Below are 20,453 nucleotides of genomic sequence, written 5' to 3' on the forward strand. Positions count from 1 at the left end.
ATCGCAGGCAAGCCAGCTCCCACACAAGCCAGCTCCCACATTGGTTTAATAACCGGGTCGGGCCTTGAGCTGCTCGGCGGCGGCCTTGGCCAGATCCGGCGGCAGGAAATCCTTGTCCGGGTTGTAATCAGCCTTGAGGTAGCGCGTCAGGTCCTGCAAATCCCCTGGGCTGAGCGTGCCGGCAGCCTGCTTTAAACGCAGGTTGTCGAGGATGTAGTCGTAGCGGCTGTTGTTGTAGTTGCGCACCGACGAGTACAGCTGGCGTTGCGAGTCCAGCACATCGACGATATTGCGCGTACCCACCTGATAACCGATTTCCGTGGCTTCCACCGCGCTCTGGTTGGAGATGATCGACTGGCGGCGCGCCTGCACCTGCTCCACATCGGTGTTCACCGCGCGGTGCAGGTTGCGGGTGTTTTCCACCACCTGACGGCGCAGGCCTTCGCGTTGCTGTTCGGTCTGGTCGAGGCGTGAATAGGATTCGCGCACTTGCGAGCTGGTGAGGCCGCCGCTGTAGATCGGGATATTCAGGCGCAGGCCGATGGTGCGCTGGGACACATCACCGCCGTACGGCACGGGCAACTGGTTCGGGTTGCTGAAACCGAGCGCGTCGTTGTCGCCTTTCTCGTATTGCGCCACGGCGTCGAGGGTCGGCAAGTGGCCGGCCTTGCGCTGGCGCAGGGTTTCTTCGGCAGCGGTGACCGCGTAGTTGCTGGCCAGCAAGTTCAGGTTCTGACGGCCGGCGGTTTCGACCCAGGACTTGGCATCGTTAGGTGCCGGTGGCAGCACCGGCAGCGTGTGCACGATGCCTTGGATCGCGTTGTACTGGCGGTTGGTCAGAGTGATCAATGCTTCAAACGCATCGTCCACCTGGCGCTGGGCGACGATGCGGTTGGCGCGGGCGGTGTCGTAGCTGGCCTGGGATTGCAGCACATCGGTCTTGTCCGACAGGCCCACATCAAAGCGTTCGTTGGACTGGTCGAGCTGGCGCTTGAAGGCGTTTTCTTCGGCCTTGGTCGAGGCCAGGTTGTCCTGGGCGCGCAGCACGGCGAAGTAGTTTTCGGCGCTTTGCAGGATCAGGTTCTGTTCGGTTGCCGACAGTTGCAGCGAAGCTTGTTCGTTGACGGCTTCGGCGGCTTGCAGCTGGAACCAGCGATCGGCGCGGAACAGCGGCTGGCTCAAGGTTGCACGCCAGGAATGCGCGTCACGGTTGACGGTGGCGGCCGGCTGATCGATCTGGGTGCGCACGTTGTTGCTGTCGGCGCCGGCCGACAGGTTCGGCAGCAAACCGGCGCGGGCCTGGGGCACCACTTCTTTCTGTGCGCCGTATTGCGCCCGGGCGGCGGCCAGGTCGGCGTTGTTGTTCACCGCTTCCTGGTAGACGCTGACCAAGTCGGTTTTGGCGGACAAGGGCGCTTCAGCTGCCCAGACCATTCCATTGGTCGCACAAGACACGGCAAGAGCCAGTGAGAGTTTGCGCAGCATGAGGCGATCCCTAGTGTGAATATTACGGCTGTAATTAAGCGCCCAAGGCTAAGGCTGGCCATTCCTGGCGTCAAGCATTGTGACGACGCCCGAGTGTAGTGGCGCTGACCCCGCGCAACAATCCCGCAATCACGCCATTCATCACGCTGAATACACCGCTATTGGCAATTTGCCCACGCCATGGTCTAGACTGGCCGCGTTCTTGTCGGGGTGCCTTGTTGGAAGGCTGAGATCGGTAAATACCGGATCCCGTTGAACCTGATCAGGTTAACGCCTGCGTAGGGAACAAGATTTCTCGTCACCCGGCGAGTCCTCTTGTGCTTCGTCCGGGATGTTGTTCGACAATCGAACAGCCCTCGTGCCTTGCACAGCACTGGTTTCAGTGCGTCCATCCGTCACAGGTTCGCTCCGACAAAAATCCACCGCCTGGATAAGTTGGAGAGCCCGTGATGAGTACAAGACCAAAAAACAACACCGTGCATTTGAGTGAGTCGGCCAAGGTCGACACAGGCTCCGTGCAGCCGTTTACCCGCTCGCAGAAAATTTATGTGCAGGGCTCGCGTCCCGATATCCGTGTGCCCATGCGCGAAATCAGCCTGGACGTGACACCCACCGAGTTCGGCGGTGAAATCAACGCCCCTGTGGTGGTCTACGACACCTCCGGCCCGTATACCGACCCCAACGTCATCATCGACGTGCGCAAAGGCCTGGCCGATGTGCGCTCGCCGTGGATCGAAGAGCGCGGCGACACTGAGCGCCTCACCTGCCTGAGTTCAAGCTACGGCCAGGAGCGTCTGGATAACCCGGAGCTGGCCTACCTGCGTTTTGCCCACCTGCAAAACCCGCGCAAAGCCAAGGCCGGCGCCAACGTGAGCCAGATGCACTACGCGCGCAAAGGCATCATCACGCCGGAGATGGAATACGTCGCCATCCGCGAAAACATGAAGCTCGAAGAAGCCCGTGCCAGCGGCTTGCTCAAGCAGCAGCACGCGGGCCACAGTTTTGGCGCGAGCATCCCGAAAATCATCACGCCTGAATTTGTCCGCGAAGAAATCGCCCGTGGTCGCGCGATCATTCCGGCCAACATCAACCACACCGAATTGGAACCGATGATCATCGGCCGTAACTTCCTGGTGAAGATCAACGGCAACATTGGCAACAGCGCCCTGGGTTCGTCCATCGAAGAAGAAGTGGCGAAGATGACCTGGGGGATTCGCTGGGGTTCGGACAACATCATGGATTTGTCCACCGGCAAGCACATCCACGAAACCCGCGAGTGGATCATCCGCAACTCGCCGGTGCCGATCGGCACCGTGCCGATCTACCAGGCCTTGGAAAAAGTCGACGGCATGGCTGAGGAGCTGACCTGGGAGCTGTTCCGCGACACGTTGATCGAACAGGCCGAGCAGGGCGTGGACTACTTCACTATTCACGCCGGTGTCTTGCTGCGTTATGTGCCGCTGACCGCCAACCGCGTGACCGGCATCGTCAGCCGTGGCGGCGCGATCATGGCCAAGTGGTGCCTGGCCCACCACAAGGAAAACTTCGCCTACACGCATTTCGAAGAAATCTGCGAAATCATGAAGGCCTATGACGTCAGCTTCTCCCTCGGTGACGGCCTGCGCCCAGGCTCGGTGGCCGATGCCAACGACGCGGCGCAATTCGGCGAGCTGGAAACCCTTGGCGAACTGACCAAGATCGCCTGGAAGCACGACGTGCAAACCATGATCGAAGGCCCCGGCCACGTGCCGATGCAGTTGATCAAGGAGAACATGGACAAGCAGCTCGAATGCTGCGACGAGGCGCCGTTCTACACCCTCGGCCCGCTGACCACCGACATTGCGCCGGGCTACGACCACATCACCTCGGGCATCGGTGCGGCGATGATCGGCTGGTTCGGTTGCGCCATGCTCTGCTACGTCACGCCCAAGGAACACTTGGGGTTGCCGAACAAGGATGACGTGAAGACCGGGATCATCACCTACAAGATCGCCGCGCATGCCGCCGACCTCGCCAAAGGCCACCCAGGTGCGCAGATTCGCGACAACGCCTTGAGCAAGGCGCGCTTCGAATTCCGTTGGGAAGACCAGTTCAACCTCGGCCTGGACCCGGATACCGCGCGTGCTTTCCACGATGAAACCTTGCCGAAGGAATCGGCCAAGGTCGCGCATTTCTGCTCGATGTGTGGGCCGAAGTTCTGCTCGATGAAAGTCACTCACGAAGTACGCGAGTACGCCGCCAACCAGCGCATTGAAGCGGTGGACGTGGATGTGGCCAAGGGCTTGGCCGAGCAGGCGGAGCGGTTCAAGCAGGAAGGCAGTCAGCTGTACAAGAAGGTCTGACATCCACGATCGTTCCCACGCTCTGCGTGGGAATGCATCCCGTGACGCTCTGCGTCACAAAGGCGGACGCAGAGCGTCCTTAGCGGCATTCCCACGCAGAGCGTGGGAACGATCATGTCCCTCAGAGATAACACCCTTGAGCATTCAACCGAGTACTTACTCCCCGGACATCGCGGTGCCACGTGACAAGCGCGTGTTCGGCGCCCGCGACCTGTTCTCCTTGTGGTTCTCCCTCGGCATCGGCCTGATGGTCCTGCAAACCGGCGCCTTGCTCGCGCCGGGCCTGGGCTTGTCCGGCTCGTTGCTGGCCATCTTCCTCGGCACGCTGGTCGGTGTGTTGCTGCTGGCCGCCGTGGGTGTGATCGGCAGCGACACCGGCCTGTCCGCCATGGCCGCGCTCAAGCTCAGCCTTGGCAGCAAGGGCGCGAGCCTGCCGGCGCTGCTGAACCTGTTGCAATTGGTCGGCTGGGGCTCGTTCGAAATCATCGTGATGCGCGACGCCGCCAGCCTGCTGGGCACGCGCGCGTTCAGTGAGGGCAGCCTGTTGGCCAGCCCATTGCTGTGGACCCTGTTTTTCGGCGGTTTGGCCACTTTGCTGGCCGTCAGTGGGCCGCTGACATTCGTGCGCCAGATTCTGCGTAAGTGGGGCATCTGGCTGCTGCTCGCCGCCTGCCTGTGGCTGACCTGGAACCTGTTCGCCAAGGCCGACCTCACGGCGTTGTGGGCCAAGCCCGGTGACGGCTCGATGCCGTTTGCGGTGGGCTTTGATATCGCCATCGCCATGCCGCTGTCGTGGCTGCCACTGATCGCCGACTATTCACGTTTCGGCCAGCGCGCCAAAAGCGTGTTCGGCGGCACTGCACTGGGCTTCTTTATCGGTAACTTCTGGCTGATGAGCCTGGGCGTGGCCTACACCCTGGCGTTTGCGCCCAGTGGTGAAGTGAATGCGCTGTTGCTGGCGCTGGCCGGTGCTGGCCTTGGCATTCCGTTGCTGTTGATTCTGTTGGACGAGTCGGAAAACGCCTTTGCCGATATTCACTCGGCGGCGGTGTCCAGTGGGATTCTGTTGCGCTTGAAGGTCGAGCACCTGGCGTTGGCCATCGGTGTGATCTGCACCTTGATCGCCTGCCTCGCACCGCTGGCGCAGTACCAGAACTTCCTGCTGCTGATCGGCTCGGTATTTGCGCCGCTGTTCGGCGTGGTGCTGGTGGATCACTTTATCCTGCGCCGCCGTGGCCAGGGCACGGTTGCCAACCTGCATTGGCCGGCGCTGGTGGCCTGGCTGGGCGGCATCGGCACTTATCACTTGCTGGCCAACCTGTATCCGGACATCGGCGCAACCCTGCCAGCACTGGTGCTGGCAGGGTTGTTACAGCTGGTGCTGGGGCGTGCGGTCAGTGGCGCGCAGGCATCAGCTCAGGCTTGAGCACGCCGGTGAGGCGCGCATAGGGGATGGTCATTTCGATCAGCCCCAATGCGTAAGGGGCGATGGTGCTCACGTTGTACTTGAGCACCACACCGGCGCTGGTCAGGGCCACGCTCGGGGTTTTCTGGAACGGCCAGCTCTTGACGAACTCCGGGTCGCGGTCCATCTGCGAATTGATCAGCCAGCTGTTGTGGGCGACTTTCGCGGTGTTCCAGAACGCCTGTTCCTGGCCGGGCAGCAGCATGTCGGCCAGACTCAGCTCTTTGTGCTGCAGGCGTGAATAGTTGATGAAACCACGGCCGGGCTCGCCGTGGGCGGCGCCGGTATCCAGGTAACTGGATACTTCAATGATCACCAGTCCGTCATGCTGCTCACGTACCTTGGCCTGCAAGTACATGCTGTTGCGGTCGGGCGACTCGCGCAGGAATTTGTCGCGGTAGGCATTCAAGGTCGGCGGCACGCTGGCGCCGGGTGTGGTGCGGGTCATTTGCAGCAAGCGTTGCTCAACAATGCTGTCCAGCTGCGGCTCGCTGGGAAAATGCACGGTGTCGATGTTCACCAGCGGGCATTCCGGGCTGTTGCAGCCGGGTTTGATCTGTTCGGAAGTGTCCGGCTTGGTGTCCAGGGGCTTGAGGTAGCTGGGCTGGAACAGGCTCTGGCAAGCGCCCAGAGTCAAGGCAATACAGGCCACGGAGGCGATTTTTAAAAGCGACATGTGCGTCCTTCGTAAATCGATGGAAAGCGAAAAAGAGTAGCGCTTCGACTGCGAACAAAGCCGTCAGTTCGCCACTAAGCTGATTAGAGTGAGTTTGACGTCCGCCGTCTATCCCGGCAACCGGAAAGGGGCTGCATCAAGGGCCATGGGCGCGTTAGGATGGCGCGAATTGCACCTGCGTAACGAGGAACGACATGACGGACATCGCCAAATCGACGCCGAACACCATCGAGATTGTTCAGCGTGACAATGCCTACAAGGGCTTCTACCAGCTTGATCGCGTGCAACTGCGCCACGAGAAGTTCGATGGCGGCATGAGCCGGGTGATCAATCGTGAAGTCTTTGTGCGTCATGACGCGGTGTGCGTGCTGCCCTACGACCCGCAGCGCGATGAAGTGGTGTTGATCGAGCAGTTCCGTATCGGCGCCATGGGTCGCACCTACAACCCGTGGCTGGTGGAAATGGTCGCGGGGCTGATTGACAAGGACGAACAGCCGGAGGAGGTTGCACACCGCGAAGCCGAGGAGGAAGCTGGCCTTACGTTCTCTGCGCTGTGGCCGATCACCAAGTACTTCCCGTCGCCCGGTGGCAGTACCGAATTCGTGCATTTGTATCTGGGCCGTTGCGACAGCTCAGGCGCAGGTGGCGTCCATGGACTGGAAGAAGAAGCAGAAGATATCCGCGTCACCCCCTGGGCATTTGAAGATGCCCTGCAAGCGGTGCGTGACGGCAAAATTTCCAACGCAGCCAGCATTATCGCCCTGCAATGGCTTGCGCTTAATCGCGCGGAAGTGAGGGGGTTATGGCAGTAAAGGCACGGGAACGATACCGGGTTGACCTGATCGGGTTGCAAGCCGCCTGCGAGGCCAACTATGCGCGGCTGATGCGCCTGCTCCCCGACATGCGTCACGCCCCTGAGGCGCGGCGGATTGCCGTGACCCATGGCGACCAGATGCTGGGCGTGCTGACCCTTGAGGTCATCGTCAACTGCCCGTACACCACCACCCTGCGTGTGCGCCAGGAGCACAGCCTGCCCTGGCTGCCGGTGCCGCAGCTGGAGGTTCAGGTGTATCACGATGCGCGCATGGCCGAAGTGATCAGCGCCGAACATGCGCGACGCTTTCGCAGCATCTATCCTTATCCGAATGTGTTCATGCACCAGCCCGATGAGAAAGCACAGCTCAATGTGTTCCTCGGTGAGTGGTTGAGCCATTGCCTGGCCCTGGGCCATGAATTCGAAGTCGTGCGCTAGATGTGAACTGCGTCTTTCCTCTTTGTGTCCTGCCCCAGCATAATCGCGCTACCTATCCATTCCTGTGATTGCCCTGGGAGAGCGCCTTGCCGAGCGTATCCACCGTGAACCCTGATGCGCCGGCGCTGCTGGTGCAATTGTCCGACAGCCACCTGTTTGCCGAGGCCGACGGTACACTGCTGGGCATGAACACCCGCGACAGCCTGCAGCGAGTGATTGGTTTGGTGCGCGAGCAACAGCCGCAGATCGATCTGGTGCTGGCCACGGGAGACTTGTCCCAGGACGGCACGCTTGAGTCTTACCAGCAATTTCGTGACCTGACGCGGCAGATCGACGCGCCGGCGCGCTGGATTCCCGGCAACCACGACGAACCGCAGGTCATGGCTCACGCCGCCGTGCACAGCGATTTGCTCGAGCCAGTGGTCGATATTGGCCATTGGCGCGTCACCTTGCTCGACTCGGCTGTGCCAGGTTCGGTGCCCGGTTACTTGCAGGATTCGCAATTGCAATTGCTCGCCCAAGCCCTGAGCGAGGCGCCTAACCGTCATCATCTGGTGTGTTTTCACCATCATCCGGTCTCCATCGGCTGTGCGTGGATGGAGCCGATCGGCCTGCGCAACCCTGAAGCCCTGTTTGCCGTACTCGACCGTTTCCCACAGGTAAAGGCGCTGCTGTGGGGCCATGTGCACCAGGAAATCGACCGCGAGCGCAACGGCGTGCGCCTGCTGGCGTCGCCGTCCACCTGTATCCAGTTCGCGCCGGGCAGCGAGGACTTCAAGGTCAGCGAGCAGGCGCCCGGGTATCGCTGGCTGCGATTGCATGCCGACGGACGGTTGGAGACGGGCGTGGAGCGGGTAAAAGGATTCAAATTTACCGTCGATTACGGCAGCAATGGCTACTAAACGCTGAAAACACTGACCAAAATGTGGGAGCGGGCTTGCTCGCGAATACGGTTTAGCAGTCGACAGATGTGCTGGCTGACCCACCGCATTCGCGAGCAAGCCCGCTCCCACATGGGTTCTGTGCCGGCTGGACAATAGGGTACTCACACACCACCCCGATCCCTGTAAACTGCGCCTCTTTGGCTGATGCACGGAGAGCCTGGCATGTCCGCTTCGATTCTATATATCCACGGTTTCAACAGCGCGCCTGCGTCCAACAAGGCCACCCAGTTGAGCACCGTGATGGACAGCCTCGGTTTGAGCGACCAATTGCGTGTGCCGGCCCTGCATCACCATCCGCGTCAGGCGATTCCTCAATTGGAAGAGGCCATTGCAGAACTGGGGCGGCCGCTGCTGGTGGGAAGTTCACTCGGCGGCTACTATGCAACCCATCTTGCCGAACGCCATGGCCTCAAGGCGCTGCTGGTGAACCCGGCGGTCAGCCCGCATCGGATGTTTGACGGTTACCTGGGCACCCAGAAGAACCTCTACACCGATGAAACCTGGGAGCTGACCCACGACCACGTTACGGCCCTGGCCGAACTGGAAGTGCCGGCGCCCCAGGACGCCGCGCGGTATCAGGTGTGGTTGCAGACCGGGGACGAAACCCTGGATTATCGCCTCGCCCAGCAGTATTACCGGGCCTGTGCCTTGCGCATCCAGGCCGGTGGCGACCATGGTTACCAGGGGTTCGCCCAGCAATTGCCGGCCATGCTGAGCTTTGCCGGCATTGGCGCAGATCAGTATCAATCCTTCGACTTTGCAGCACTGTAAAGTCCAAGGTCACTTTTTAATCGAACGACTCACGACGAGACCCCATGGCCACTCCCAGCGCTAGCTCTTATAACGCCGACGCCATCGAAGTCCTCTCGGGCCTCGACCCGGTGCGCAAACGCCCCGGCATGTACACCGACACCAGTCGGCCGAACCACCTTGCCCAGGAAGTCATCGACAACAGCGTCGATGAAGCCTTGGCCGGGCACGCCAAGTCGGTGCAGGTCATCCTCCACGCCGACCATTCCCTGGAAGTGTCCGACGATGGTCGCGGCATGCCGGTGGACATTCACCCGGAAGAGGGTGTGTCGGGCGTTGAGCTGATCCTCACCAAGCTGCACGCCGGTGGCAAGTTCTCGAACAAGAACTACCAGTTCTCCGGTGGCTTGCACGGCGTGGGTATTTCCGTGGTCAACGCCCTGTCGAACCACGTGCGGGTCAAGGTCAAGCGCGACGGCAACGAGTACCAGATGACCTTCGCCGATGGCTACAAAGCCACCGACCTGGAAGTGATCGGCACCGTTGGCAAGCGCAATACCGGCACCAGCGTTTACTTCGCGCCGGACCCGAAATACTTCGATTCGCCAAAATTCTCCATCAGCCGCCTCAAGCATGTACTCAAGGCCAAGGCCGTGTTGTGCCCGGGCCTGTTGGTCAGCTTTGAAGACAAAGGCACCGGCGAAAAGGTCGAGTGGCACTACGAAGATGGCCTGCGCTCCTACCTGGAAGACTCGGTCAGCGACTTCGAACGCCTGCCCAATGAGCCGTTCTGCGGCAGCCTGGCGGGTAATAAAGAAGCCGTCGATTGGGCGCTGCTGTGGTTGCCCGAAGGTGGCGACAGCGTGCAGGAAAGCTACGTCAACCTGATCCCCACGGCCCAGGGCGGCACCCACGTCAACGGTTTGCGTCAGGGTTTGCTGGACGCCATGCGCGAGTTCTGCGAATACCGCAGCCTGTTGCCGCGCGGCGTGAAGCTGGCGCCGGAAGACGTGTGGGAGCGCATCGCGTTCGTGCTGTCGATGAAAATGCAGGAGCCGCAGTTCTCCGGCCAGACCAAAGAGCGTTTGTCGTCCCGCGAGGCGGCGGCGTTTGTCTCCGGTGTGGTCAAGGATGCGTTCAGCCTGTGGCTCAACGAGCACCCGGAGCTGGGCCTGGCCCTGGCTGAGCTGGCGATCAACAACGCCGGCCGCCGTTTAAAGGCTAGCAAGAAAGTCGAGCGCAAGCGCATCACCCAAGGCCCGGCACTCCCAGGCAAACTGGCCGATTGCGCCGGGCAAGACCCGATGCGCTCCGAGCTGTTCCTGGTCGAAGGTGACTCCGCCGGCGGTTCCGCCAAGCAAGCGCGGGACAAAGAGTTCCAGGCGATCCTGCCGTTGCGCGGCAAGATCCTCAATACGTGGGAAGTCGACGGCAGCGAAGTCCTGGCCAGCCAGGAAGTACACAATATTGCCGTGGCCATTGGTGTAGACCCGGGTTCGGCGGATATCGCCCAGCTGCGCTACGGCAAGATCTGCATCCTCGCCGACGCCGACTCCGACGGCCTGCACATTGCAACCTTGCTCTGTGCGCTGTTTGTGCAGCACTTCCGCCCGTTGGTGGATGCGGGTCACGTCTACGTCGCCATGCCGCCGTTGTACCGTATCGACCTGGGCAAAGAGATTTTCTACGCCCTGGACGAAGCCGAACGCGATGGCATCCTCGACCGCCTGGTAGCCGAGAAGAAACGCGGCAAGCCACAGGTCACGCGATTCAAAGGCCTGGGTGAGATGAACCCGCCGCAGCTGCGCGAAACCACCATGGACCCGAACACTCGGCGCCTGGTGCAGTTGACCCTGGAAGACTTCGCCGGTACGTCGGAAATGATGGACATGCTGCTGGCGAAGAAGCGTGCGCCGGACCGTAAAGCCTGGCTGGAGTCCAAAGGCAACCTGGCCGAGGTGCTGGGCTGATGCGCACAGGTTTCGCCCTGGCGATCCTGATATTGAGCGGGTTGGTGGCCTCCCAAGTGGTGGCCGCGCCCGTGGCTGAGCTTAAATTGGTCTCCGAACACCCGGTGGACGGCATGCGCGGTGGCAATCTGTCGGGCCTGGCGCTGTGTGGCCAGGACCTGTGGACTGTGTCCGACCGCGATGACGACCAGATCTACCGCCTCGATATCAGCGCGCCGACCTGGAAGGCCGAAACCGTAAAAATCGAGGTGCCGCCAGTGCCCGAGTCCGGTCTGCCTTGGGGGTTGCGCTCGCGCACTAAGGCTGCATCGTTCATTCGTGGCGGCGACCTGGATTTTGAAGGCATCACCTGTGATGCCGCCGGCAACCGCTACATTGTCAGCGAAGCCCATGCGGCGGTGTTGCAAGTGCCGGTGAGCGGTGCGCCTGAATGGTTGAAGATTGCTCCGGGCATGGTCCGCGAAGCGCGGGCCAGTGGAATGCTGCTGCACTTCAATGCCTTGTTCGAAGGCTTGGCGATCAACCCGCAAGGCAATCAGATCTGGCTGGCCGCTGAGCGTGAGCGCCGTGGCTTGATCTCGATCAAGCGTGGCCAGAGCGTGTGGGACTGTGACGGACCCTGTGTGTTGCTGAGCGAGGCCGGCCAGGAAGTGCAGCCGGCGCAGTTCACTAACGCCAAGGCGGTGTCCAAGGATTTTGCCGACCTGGCGCTGTTCAACGGCAAGCTGTTTACCCTGGAGCGCAATGCGTTCCAGATTTGCCGGCGCGATGCGGTCACGGCCAAAGTCGAGCTGTGCTGGTCGTTTGCCGACGAAACCCTGGCACCGAACCGGCGTTATGCCCAGCCTTATGGCCTGGCCGAAGCCCTGGTGGTGGATGCCGAAGGCGCGTGGTTGGGTATCGACAATAATTTTGGCCCGCGTGCCGACGGTGAAAAACGCCCGGTGGTCTATCGTTTTGCCGCGCCGGCCGGTGGCTGGGGCGCGCAACCATGACGGCAGCGCCGCCCGGCAAACGTGCTGGACGTGTACTGATGTTCGTGGCATGGGGCGCCGGGCTGTTTTTGGCCACGCGTTTTTTTGGGCAGTGGGAAGCGCGTCAGGAAAACCCCAATGCCGTGGTGACCTCGGAGCAGCACGAGGGTTACATCGAAGTGAAATTGCTGGGCAACGGCCAAGGGCATTTTGTCGCCAGCGGCCAGATCAACGGATCGCCGGTGGAGTTTATGCTCGACACCGGCGCGACCGATGTGGCGGTGCCGGCCGAATTGGCCGACCGCCTCGGGCTCCAACGTGGCCCGCCCGTGACCTTGAGCACCGCCAATGGGCGTAGCCAGGGCTACCGCACCCGCCTTGATCGCCTGAAGCTGGGCGATATCGTCCTGCAGGACGTGCGCGCGCTGGTAGCGCCGGGCCTGGGCGGCGAGCAGGTGCTGTTGGGCATGAGTGCACTGAAACAACTTGAATTTACCCAGCGCAGCGGCACCATGCTGCTGCGCCAGACCAAACAATGATGAGGCCCGCATGAGTGACATCCTCGCAGACAGCTTAGATGGCGTAGAACGCCGATCGCTGGCTGACTTCACCGAAAATGCCTACCTCAACTACTCCATGTACGTGATCATGGACCGTGCCTTGCCGCATATCGGCGACGGCCTTAAGCCCGTACAACGGCGCATTATCTACGCCATGAGTGAGTTGGGCCTGGACGCAGACTCCAAGCACAAGAAATCGGCGCGTACCGTCGGTGACGTGCTCGGTAAGTTCCACCCGCACGGCGACTCGGCCTGCTACGAAGCCATGGTGCTGATGGCGCAGCCGTTCAGCTACCGCTACACCTTGGTGGATGGCCAGGGTAACTGGGGTGCGCCGGATGATCCCAAGTCCTTCGCCGCCATGCGTTACACCGAGGCGCGCCTGTCGCGTTATTCGGAAGTGCTGCTCAGCGAGTTGGGCCAGGGCACTGCGAACTGGGGGCCGAATTTTGACGGCACCTTGGACGAACCGCTGGTGTTGCCGGCGCGTTTGCCGAATATCCTGCTCAATGGCACCACCGGCATCGCGGTCGGCATGGCCACCGACGTACCGCCGCACAACCTGCGCGAAGTCGCGACTGCCTGCGTGCGTTTGCTCGATGAGCCAAAAGCCACAGTCGAGCAGCTCTGCGAGCATATTCAAGGCCCGGATTACCCGACCGAAGCGGAAATCATCACGCCGCGCGCCGACCTGCTGAAGATGTACGAGACCGGCAAGGGCTCGGTGCGCATGCGCGCGGTTTACCACATTGAAGACGGCGACATTATTGTTACCGCGCTGCCGCACCAGGTGTCCGGTGCCAAGGTGCTGGAGCAGATCGCCGCGCTGATGCAGGCCAAACCGTCGAAATTGCCGCAAGTGGCTGACTTGCGTGACGAGTCCGACCACGAAAACCCGTGCCGCATCGTGATCATCCCGACCAACAGCCGGGTCGACCACGAAGTGCTGATGCAGCATTTGTTCGCCAGCACCGACCTTGAGTCCAGCTACCGGGTCAACGTCAACATCATCGGCCTGGACGGCAAGCCGCAGCTGAAAAACCTGCGCAACCTGCTGGTGGAGTGGCTGGAGTTCCGTGTACAGACCGTGCGCCGTCGCCTGCAATTTCGTCTCGACAAGGTTGAGCGCCGCCTGCATCTGTTGGATGGTTTGCTGATTGCTTACCTCAACCTGGATGAAGTGATCCACATCATCCGTACCGCCGAGCACCCGAAAGCCGAGCTGATCGCGCGTTTCGAGCTGAGCGAGATCCAGGCCGATTACATCCTCGACACCCGTTTGCGTCAGTTGGCGCGGCTGGAAGAGATGAAGTTGCGCGACGAGCAAGATGCACTGCTCAAGGAACAAGCCAAGCTGCAAGCCCTGCTGGGCAGCGAAACCAAGCTCAAGAAGCTGGTGCGCAGCGAACTGATCAAAGACGCCGAAACCTATGGTGATGATCGCCGTTCGCCAATCGTCGAGCGCGCAGAGGCGAAAGCCCTGACAGAAACCGAGTTGCTGCCTAACGAAAAAATTACCGTCGTTCTGTCGGAAAAGGGTTGGGTTCGTTCCGCCAAAGGGCATGATATTGACGCCACCGGCCTCTCGTACAAGGCTGGCGATGGTTTCAAGACCGCTGCAGCCGGGCGTTCCAACCAGTTTGCGGTGTTTATCGACTCCACCGGGCGCAGCTACTCGGTGCCGGCGCACACCTTGCCCTCCGCACGGGGGCAGGGCGAGCCGCTGACCGGGCGCCTTACGCCGCCACCGGGGGCGAATTTCGAGTGCGTGCTGCTGCCGGATGACGATTCGCTGTACGTGATCGCCTCCGACGCGGGTTACGGTTTTGTGGTCAAGGGTGAAGACCTGCAGGCCAAGAACAAGGCGGGCAAGGCGCTGTTGAGCCTGCCGAACAACGCCAAAGTGATCCTGCCGCGCACCGTGGAAGACCGCGAGAGCAACTGGCTGGCGTCGGTGACCACCGAAGGGCGTTTGCTGGTGTTCAAGATCAGCGATTTGCCACAGTTGGGTAAAGGCAAGGGCAACAAGATTATCGGGATTCCCGGGGAGCGCGTGGCCAGTCGCGAAGAGTACGTGACCGACATCGCCGTGATCCCGGAAGGCTCTACCCTGGTGCTCCAGGCCGGCAAGCGCACGCTGTCTCTGCGCCCCGACGACCTTGAACACTACAAGGGTGAGCGTGGCCGACGGGGTAATAAACTGCCGCGTGGCTTTCAGCGTGTGGATGCTTTGCTGGTGGAAACGCCTGTTTAAGGCGGATTAGAGGGCTCGATCTACGATTTAACGCGTAGATCGACGCTTTCGCGCTGGAGTCAGGACGCATATTCACGGATGATATGGCCTTTCCAGCGCCGGCGTGGCCGAGCGTGTTTAGGTTATTTTTAGTATTACATTGTGGTTCGCCTTGTGGCAGCCACCTGGATGGGATGATGACTGCTCCACGCCTTCCTTTATTTTTGATGCTCGCTGGCCTTTTGGGGCTGGCGGGTTGCAGCACACACCAACCGGTGTCGCTGTACCAGCTGGACAGCGGAAGTCCGGCTCAGCCTGCGCAAACCGCAGGTATGGCCGTTTTGCTTGGCCCGGTCGTCGTTGCTGATTACCTGCAACGCGAAACCCTGCTGCAACGTCAGAACGACGGCAGCCTGCAAGGTTCCACCGATGGTCGTTGGGCGGGCAGTTTGTCGTCCGATATCAACCAGCTGATGTTGCGTCAGGTGGCTGGTCATCTCGACAGCCAGCGTGTGGTGCTTGCGCCTGGGCCATCCGGTTTCACCCCGGATGTACAGGTCTTGTTGACCATTACGCGGCTCGACTCGGGTACTTCGCAGCCGGCGATTCTTGACGCGCAATGGCGCTTGATCGACCGCCGTGGCCAGGTGCGCGATAACCGCATCGTGCATCTGCAGGAAGAACATACCGGCACCACCGCGTCTCAGGTCCAGGCCCAGGGCGTGTTGTTGCAGCATCTGGCGCAGCAGTTGTCGGTGGCCCTCAAGCCATTGGCCAACCAGCCGCCAGTGGCTGAAGCGCCGCGCAAGCAAACTCCGGCTCAAGCCAAACCGTCCGCTCCGGAAAAGCCGAAGATGCCGATGGCTACGCCGATTCGTACGGATATGGAAGTGTTCAGGTTCTGACCTGAATCGTGCCCAAACAAAAGGCCCGCTTACTCAGCGGGCCTTTTTGTTGTTGATCGTTCCCACGCTCCGCGTGGGAATGCCTCTTGAGACGCTCCGCGTCCCGCCGTCAGCACTGCGCAGCAGTGACGCAGAGCGTCACGGAATGCATTCCCACGCGGAGCGTGGGAACGATCAAGCTGTCAGGGCTTGTTACGGGTCTCATGCATGCGCGCCAACTGCCGTTCCAGCATTGACGGGTACGGCTCCATCAGCCGCTCCACACAGCTCGCGCCTTCAGGGCTGGCAATCGGGCGGATACGTGCGCGCTGGCGGATCAACGCATCTTCACTGATCTTGCGCTCCACCAGCAGCAGGTTGCGGCTGTGTTGGGACAAGGCCAGCGCATCCTGGGCGATCTCGGTCAGCAGCAGGTCGATCTGGCTCATGCCGAACAGATCGTCACCCACAGTCAGGCCAAGTTGCAGCTGCAACGTAATGCCGCTGTCGGCCACTTCAATCTGCAAGGCATGGCCGAGGGCGCGCAGCAGCTCGCCGCAGCAAATCGCATTGGTCAGGTAGTCTTCGCCGCTGTCTTCGCTATGGAACAGCATCAACGTGCTGCCGTCGTTCAGGGTATGCAGCTCGCTCTGGTAGAGCGAGGCGGCCTGGTCGAGGCAATCGCGGTAGCGTTCCAGCAATTCGGTGAGGCGCGCACGCGGCAGGCGACGCAGTTGGTCCTGGGCACCCAGTTGCACAGCCAGTACGGCGCTGTGCTGCGGCTCGGTATTTTTCACCGGCGCAGGTTGCGGGGCCGCAACGGGCGCGGCGGCCGAGGTGTCGCGCAGGTCGGCGAACGGGTCTTCATCGTCCAGTTCGTCTTCTTCGGCCTTGATCACCTGGCGTGGCGCAGGCTTGAGGGCGGCCACCGGCGCGCTTTCGTCAAAGCCTGGGTCACGCAGGTTGCGCACTTCAAACTCCGGCTCGTCGTCGTAGTCGGTGTCGTCGTACTCTGGCTCCGGTTCAACCTCAGGCACCACCGGCTCTGGGGCGAAGCTGGCGTGAAGCTGGCGGGCGAGGTCGCCGATTTCATCCTGGCGGTCGGTGGCCGGGGTGTGTTCGTCGATATCGCGCAGCCAGATGCGCAGTTGCATCAGCGGCGTGGAGATATGCCGACCCAGGCGCAAGCTCAGGGCCAGGGCCAAGGCCAGCAGGATCGCGCTGAGGATGCCCATGCTTTGTAGGCTGATGGTCATCGGCTGCTGGAATTGCTGCATGTCGAGGCTGATGCGCAGTTGCCCGGCCTTCACATCCTGAAACGTAATATTGCTCGAATACAGACCTTCGGCTTCACCCAACAGGCCGTTTTTCGGGCGCTGCCCGGCTTCGGCCATGATCCGGTTGTCCACGCTGTAGATGGCGGCGTGCGCCACCAGCGGGTTCTTGGTCAGGTTATTGAGCAGCACGTTGAGGCTGAGGATATCGTTGGACACCAGCAACTCAGTCGCCGAGGTGGCGGTCTGGGTCGTCAGGCTCTCACCCAAGGCATCGGCTTGCTCGTGCATGGCCTGCTTGAACTGCAAACCCATCACGCAGGCGTAGATCACCAAGGCCAGAGCGACCAGGATCACGTTATGGCTGGCGATGCGTAATGCGATCGGTACACGGCGGTGGCGCAGTGCCCGGAAGATCAGCAGGAAGAAGTTATCGGTTTTTACTGGCGTGGGCCGGTTCACTTGCGCTCGGCTCTTGGTCCGTGAAGTTGACGCGCAGTATAGCGACAGGCCTAGAACCGGCAAAGCGCTCGCTGCGCCCGATGGTCACTGAAAGTGGGTAGAATGCGGTTTTTTTCCAGCCTGGGGGTGCGCTTTGCGCGAAATTGTCCTGATAAACATCACCGGCGAAGATCGCCCGGGCCTCACCGCGGCCATTACCGGTGTTCTGGCCCAGGGTGGTGTGAACATTCTCGACATCGGCCAGGCGGTGATCCACGACACGTTGTCGTTTGGCATCCTGGTTGAAATTCCCAGCACCGAGCAGGCCTCGTCGGTGCTTAAAGACATCCTGTTTACGGCGTATAAGCTCGATCAGCAGGTGCGTTTCACGCCGGTCTCCGAAGCCGATTATCAGCATTGGGTGGACGGCCAGGGCAAAAAACGCCACATCGTGACGCTGCTGACCCGCAAAGTGACCGCCGAACAATTGCAGCGCGTCAGCTCGATCACCGCTCAATATGGTTTGAATATCGACCATATCGACCGTCTGTCGGGTCGTATGCCATTGGACACGCCGGCGGACAAAGGCAAGGGCTGCATCGAGTTCTCCGTGCGCGGCGAACCGGCCGACCCGCAAGCCCTGCGCGCTGAGTTCCTTAGCGTGGCCCAGGAATTGAATGTCGACATCGCCTTCCAGGAAGATTCGCTGTTCCGCCGTAACCGCCGCCTGGCGGTGTTCGACATGGACTCCACACTGATCGAAGCCGAAGTCATCGACGAGTTGGCCAAGGCCGCAGGTGTGGGTGAGCAAGTGTCCGAAATCACTGAGCGCGCGATGGCTGGTGAACTGGATTTTCGCGCCAGCTTCAAGGAGCGCCTGGCACTACTCAAGGGCCTGGACGTAAGCGTGCTGGATTCGATTGGCGCCTCGCTGCGCCTCACCGAAGGCGCCGAAACCCTGTTCGCCGAACTCAAGCGCCTGGGCTACAAAACCGCCATCCTGTCCGGCGGCTTCACCTACTTCGCCAAGCAATTGCAGGCCAAGCTGGGTATCGATTATGTGTTCGCCAACGAGCTGGAAGTGGTGGATGGCAAGGTGACCGGCGTGGCGGTAGAGCCGATTGTCGACGCGCAGCGCAAGGCGGACTTGCTCAAGGAGTTGGCCCACAAGGAAGGTTTGCGTCTGGAGCAGACCATTGCGGTCGGCGACGGTGCCAATGACTTGCCGATGCTGGCGATTGCCGGTTTGGGTGTGGCGTTCCGTGCCAAGCCGCTGGTCAAGCAATCGGCCAAGCAGGCGATTTCGACGCTGGGGCTGGATGGTGTGTTGTATCTGCTGGGCTTTCGCGATCGCGACGGGCAGCTGTAAGCGGTTTGCACTGTTGATCGTTCCCACGCTCCGCGTGGGAATGCCGCCCCTGACGCTCCGCGTCAGCTTCAAGGGCGTGACGCAGAGCGTCACAGGAGGGCGCTCCCACGCAGAGCGTGGGAGCGATCAGGTCAGGCTTTAGGCGCGGCGATACCCTGGCCCATCTGCACTGGCGCACCCGCCACCAACGCCTCTGCCCATTTCACCTGATCCGGCCCGAACAGCACGATGGCGGTCGAACCCAGCTTGAAGCGGCCCAGTTCAGCACCTTTCTCCAAGTGAATCGGCGCGCGTGCGGCTTCGTCGTAGCGGAAGGTTTTCAGTTCACGCTTCGGCGGCGTCACCAGCCCGGCCCACACAGTTTCAATCGACGCCACAATCATCGCACCCACCAGCACCACAGCCATCGGGCCGCGTTCGGTGTCGAACAGGCAGACAACACGCTCGTTGCGCGCAAACAGTTCAGGCACGTTTTCGGCAGTGGTCTGGTTAACCGAGAAAATCCGGCCCGGCACGTAGACCATCTCGCGCAGCGTACCGGCCAAAGGCATGTGTACGCGGTGGTAGTCCTTCGGTGACAGGTAAATAGTGGCGAAATCACCACCCATGAATGGTGCGGCCAGTGCCGCATCACCACCCAGCAATTCCAGCACGCTGAAGCTGTGGCCTTTGGCCTGGAACACCCGGCCGTGTTCAATCGGGCCAAGCTGGCTGACCGCGCCGTCGGCTGGGCTCAGCACCGCGCCTGGGGTTTCATCCAGCGGGCGGGCGCCGTCTTTCAGGGCGCGGGTGAAGAAGGCGTTGAAGTGCTCGTAGGCGGTGAGGTCTTCCACCAGCGCCTGGGACATGTCCACTTGGTAACGCTTGGCGAACCACGCCGTGAAGGCATTCTTGAACCAGCGCACGCGGCACTCGGCAATGCAGCCGGCCAGGCGCGACAGCAAGTGGTGCGGAAGCAAGTACTGGCTGAGGATAAACAACTGCTTTTTCATAACTGTCCTTAAACCTTAAATCTCGACGGGGGTGTCGGGGTGGTTGCCCCATTCGCCCCAGGAACCGGCATAACCTTTGACTCGCGGATAACCGAGCGCCTTGGCCACCAGGTAGGTGAAGCCAGAGCGGTGGTGAGTCTGGCAGTGGGTGATGATTTCTTTGTCGCGGGTCAGCCCGAGGTCTTCGAGGATCTGCGGCATGTCGCGGCGGATGCGCAGGTTGCGCGCCTTGTCCATGCCGGCAGTCCATTCGAAGTTGACGGCGCCGGGGATGTGCCCGCCCTTGGCGGCGAGCACTTTCTCGCCGGAATACTCCAGCGGGCCGCGTGCGTCCCAGATGCCCAGGTCGGCCGCACCGAGACGGCTTTGCAGGTATTCACGGGTGGCGGTGGGGCCGTCGTGCAGCGTGAGGCTGACCGGGCCGCCAACCGGGGCGGGCACTTCGGTGGACACTGGGTGCTGACCTTCCAGCCAGGCCAGCAGGCCGCCGTCCAGGTAGTGGTATTTCTGGTGGCCGATCACGTCGAGCATCCAGATAAACCGCCCGGCCCAGCCGCCGCCTTCGTCGTCATAGACGACGTAAGTGGCGTCCGGGGTGTGGCCCAGTTCGCCGAACAGCTTTTCCAGCTCGGCCTTGTGCGGCAGCAAGCCGGGTGCGGGCGGCTGGCCCAGTTGGGTGCGCTTGGGGTCAACGAAATGCGCGCCGGGGATATGCCCTTCGGCGTAGCGGGCGGCACTGGTGAGGTCCACCAGAATCAAGTGTTCGGCATCCAGGCGACCAAGCAGGTCGCTGGATTCGATCACCAGCGGCAAGCCAGAGAAGTCAGGCATGTGAGGTCTCC

At 61.4% G+C, this 20,453-nt stretch carries 17 protein-coding genes and 1 riboswitch; of the genes, 12 read left to right on the forward strand and 5 right to left on the reverse strand.

The genetic code is table 11. The annotated features are described in order from the left end of the window. Positions 1–45 precede the first annotated feature (45 nt). Entirely contained in the window at positions 46–1,485 is a 1,440-nt protein-coding gene (locus K0H48_RS04280; RefSeq protein ID WP_200432039.1) for a TolC family outer membrane protein, read from the reverse strand. 196 nt (positions 1,486–1,681) lie between these two features. Continuing rightward, a riboswitch (TPP riboswitch) is annotated at positions 1,682–1,787 on the forward strand. Positions 1,788–1,934: 147 nt separating this feature from the next. Between K0H48_RS04280 and thiC the strand changes: the two genes are divergently transcribed. Both thiC and cytX read left to right on the forward strand, forming a co-directional pair. Further along, the gene (gene thiC, locus K0H48_RS04285) at positions 1,935–3,827 is read left to right on the forward strand and encodes a phosphomethylpyrimidine synthase ThiC (RefSeq protein ID WP_219266522.1); all 1,893 of its coding nucleotides are present in this window, start codon (positions 1,935–1,937) and stop codon (positions 3,825–3,827) included. 136 nt (positions 3,828–3,963) lie between these two features. Beyond that, positions 3,964–5,253: a putative hydroxymethylpyrimidine transporter CytX gene (gene cytX, locus K0H48_RS04290; protein ID WP_219266523.1), complete on the forward strand. Its 1,290-nt coding sequence runs from the start codon at positions 3,964–3,966 to the stop codon at positions 5,251–5,253. Here cytX and K0H48_RS04295 read toward each other — a convergent pair. Beyond that, positions 5,222–5,968 (reverse strand): RsiV family protein, encoded by a 747-nt coding sequence (locus K0H48_RS04295; protein ID WP_219266524.1) that lies wholly within the window; start codon positions 5,966–5,968, stop codon positions 5,222–5,224. The genes cytX and K0H48_RS04295 overlap by 32 nt on opposite strands. Before the next feature lie 194 nt (positions 5,969–6,162). Between K0H48_RS04295 and K0H48_RS04300 the strand changes: the two genes are divergently transcribed. The 9 genes from K0H48_RS04300 to K0H48_RS04340 all read left to right on the forward strand — a co-directional run bounded on the left by K0H48_RS04300 (position 6,163) and on the right by K0H48_RS04340 (position 15,556). Then, positions 6,163–6,780 (forward strand): NUDIX domain-containing protein, encoded by a 618-nt coding sequence (locus K0H48_RS04300; RefSeq protein ID WP_219266525.1) that lies wholly within the window; start codon positions 6,163–6,165, stop codon positions 6,778–6,780. After that, positions 6,771–7,220: a DUF1249 domain-containing protein gene (locus K0H48_RS04305; RefSeq protein WP_017138485.1), complete on the forward strand. Its 450-nt coding sequence runs from the start codon at positions 6,771–6,773 to the stop codon at positions 7,218–7,220. The genes K0H48_RS04300 and K0H48_RS04305 overlap by 10 nt, the downstream gene beginning before the upstream one ends. A gap of 86 nt (positions 7,221–7,306) precedes the next feature. Then, complete coding sequence (gene cpdA / locus K0H48_RS04310) at positions 7,307–8,122, forward strand: 3',5'-cyclic-AMP phosphodiesterase (RefSeq protein WP_219266526.1); 816 nt, start codon at positions 7,307–7,309, stop codon at positions 8,120–8,122. A 204-nt stretch (positions 8,123–8,326) separates the two neighbouring features. Further along, the gene (locus tag K0H48_RS04315; RefSeq protein WP_099548086.1) at positions 8,327–8,935 is read left to right on the forward strand and encodes a YqiA/YcfP family alpha/beta fold hydrolase; all 609 of its coding nucleotides are present in this window, start codon (positions 8,327–8,329) and stop codon (positions 8,933–8,935) included. A gap of 44 nt (positions 8,936–8,979) precedes the next feature. Further along, positions 8,980–10,884, forward strand: a complete 1,905-nt coding sequence (gene parE / locus K0H48_RS04320; RefSeq protein ID WP_138817126.1) for a DNA topoisomerase IV subunit B — start codon at positions 8,980–8,982, stop codon at positions 10,882–10,884. After that, positions 10,884–11,879, forward strand: a complete 996-nt coding sequence (locus tag K0H48_RS04325) for an esterase-like activity of phytase family protein (RefSeq protein ID WP_219266527.1) — start codon at positions 10,884–10,886, stop codon at positions 11,877–11,879. Before parE ends, K0H48_RS04325 begins: the two co-directional genes overlap by 1 nt. Next, positions 11,876–12,397, forward strand: a complete 522-nt coding sequence (locus tag K0H48_RS04330) for a TIGR02281 family clan AA aspartic protease (RefSeq protein WP_058422427.1) — start codon at positions 11,876–11,878, stop codon at positions 12,395–12,397. The genes K0H48_RS04325 and K0H48_RS04330 overlap by 4 nt, the downstream gene beginning before the upstream one ends. A gap of 10 nt (positions 12,398–12,407) precedes the next feature. Next, the gene (gene parC / locus K0H48_RS04335) at positions 12,408–14,672 is read left to right on the forward strand and encodes a DNA topoisomerase IV subunit A (protein ID WP_017138479.1); all 2,265 of its coding nucleotides are present in this window, start codon (positions 12,408–12,410) and stop codon (positions 14,670–14,672) included. A 176-nt stretch (positions 14,673–14,848) separates the two neighbouring features. Continuing rightward, positions 14,849–15,556 carry a membrane integrity-associated transporter subunit PqiC gene (locus tag K0H48_RS04340; protein ID WP_219266528.1) on the forward strand — a complete coding sequence of 236 codons (708 nt, stop codon included), beginning with the start codon at positions 14,849–14,851 and terminating at the stop codon, positions 15,554–15,556. Positions 15,557–15,738: 182 nt separating this feature from the next. Here the strand turns inward: K0H48_RS04340 and K0H48_RS04345 are convergent, their stop codons facing one another. Next, positions 15,739–17,271, reverse strand: a complete 1,533-nt coding sequence (locus K0H48_RS04345; protein WP_219266529.1) for an AhpA/YtjB family protein — start codon at positions 17,269–17,271, stop codon at positions 15,739–15,741. Positions 17,272–17,404: 133 nt separating this feature from the next. On the opposite strand from K0H48_RS04345, the gene serB reads away from it, so the two are divergent. Further along, positions 17,405–18,619 (forward strand): phosphoserine phosphatase SerB, encoded by a 1,215-nt coding sequence (gene serB / locus K0H48_RS04350; RefSeq protein WP_200432031.1) that lies wholly within the window; start codon positions 17,405–17,407, stop codon positions 18,617–18,619. 131 nt (positions 18,620–18,750) lie between these two features. Here serB and asd read toward each other — a convergent pair whose 3' ends face one another. Together asd and K0H48_RS04360 are read right to left on the reverse strand one after the other, a co-directional pair. Next, positions 18,751–19,611, reverse strand: a complete 861-nt coding sequence (asd, locus tag K0H48_RS04355; protein ID WP_219266530.1) for an archaetidylserine decarboxylase — start codon at positions 19,609–19,611, stop codon at positions 18,751–18,753. A gap of 15 nt (positions 19,612–19,626) precedes the next feature. Further along, a complete protein-coding gene (locus K0H48_RS04360; protein WP_219266531.1) occupies positions 19,627–20,442 on the reverse strand; it encodes a rhodanese-like domain-containing protein in 816 nt (271 codons plus the stop codon). Positions 20,443–20,453 lie beyond the last annotated feature (11 nt).

Origin of the sequence: Pseudomonas sp. Xaverov 259, from assembly GCF_019352915.1 — a bacterium.
GTDB lineage: Bacteria > Pseudomonadota > Gammaproteobacteria > Pseudomonadales > Pseudomonadaceae > Aquipseudomonas.

Bases quoted from the DNA above. Each gene is read 5' to 3' on its own strand.
- K0H48_RS04280 (WP_200432039.1), bottom strand. From the start codon at position 1,485: ATGCTGCGCAAACTCTCACTGGCTCTTGCCGTGTCTTGTGCGACCAAT.
- thiC (WP_219266522.1), top strand. From the start codon at position 1,935: ATGAGTACAAGACCAAAAAACAACACCGTGCATTTGAGTGAGTCGGCC.
- K0H48_RS04295 (WP_219266524.1), bottom strand. From the start codon at position 5,968: ATGTCGCTTTTAAAAATCGCCTCCGTGGCCTGTATTGCCTTGACTCTG.
- K0H48_RS04300 (WP_219266525.1), top strand. From the start codon at position 6,163: ATGACGGACATCGCCAAATCGACGCCGAACACCATCGAGATTGTTCAG.
- K0H48_RS04305 (WP_017138485.1), top strand. From the start codon at position 6,771: ATGGCAGTAAAGGCACGGGAACGATACCGGGTTGACCTGATCGGGTTG.
- K0H48_RS04315 (WP_099548086.1), top strand. From the start codon at position 8,327: ATGTCCGCTTCGATTCTATATATCCACGGTTTCAACAGCGCGCCTGCG.
- parE (WP_138817126.1), top strand. From the start codon at position 8,980: ATGGCCACTCCCAGCGCTAGCTCTTATAACGCCGACGCCATCGAAGTC.
- K0H48_RS04325 (WP_219266527.1), top strand. From the start codon at position 10,884: ATGCGCACAGGTTTCGCCCTGGCGATCCTGATATTGAGCGGGTTGGTG.
- K0H48_RS04330 (WP_058422427.1), top strand. From the start codon at position 11,876: ATGACGGCAGCGCCGCCCGGCAAACGTGCTGGACGTGTACTGATGTTC.
- parC (WP_017138479.1), top strand. From the start codon at position 12,408: ATGAGTGACATCCTCGCAGACAGCTTAGATGGCGTAGAACGCCGATCG.
- K0H48_RS04340 (WP_219266528.1), top strand. From the start codon at position 14,849: ATGACTGCTCCACGCCTTCCTTTATTTTTGATGCTCGCTGGCCTTTTG.
- asd (WP_219266530.1), bottom strand. From the start codon at position 19,611: ATGAAAAAGCAGTTGTTTATCCTCAGCCAGTACTTGCTTCCGCACCAC.
- K0H48_RS04360 (WP_219266531.1), bottom strand. From the start codon at position 20,442: ATGCCTGACTTCTCTGGCTTGCCGCTGGTGATCGAATCCAGCGACCTG.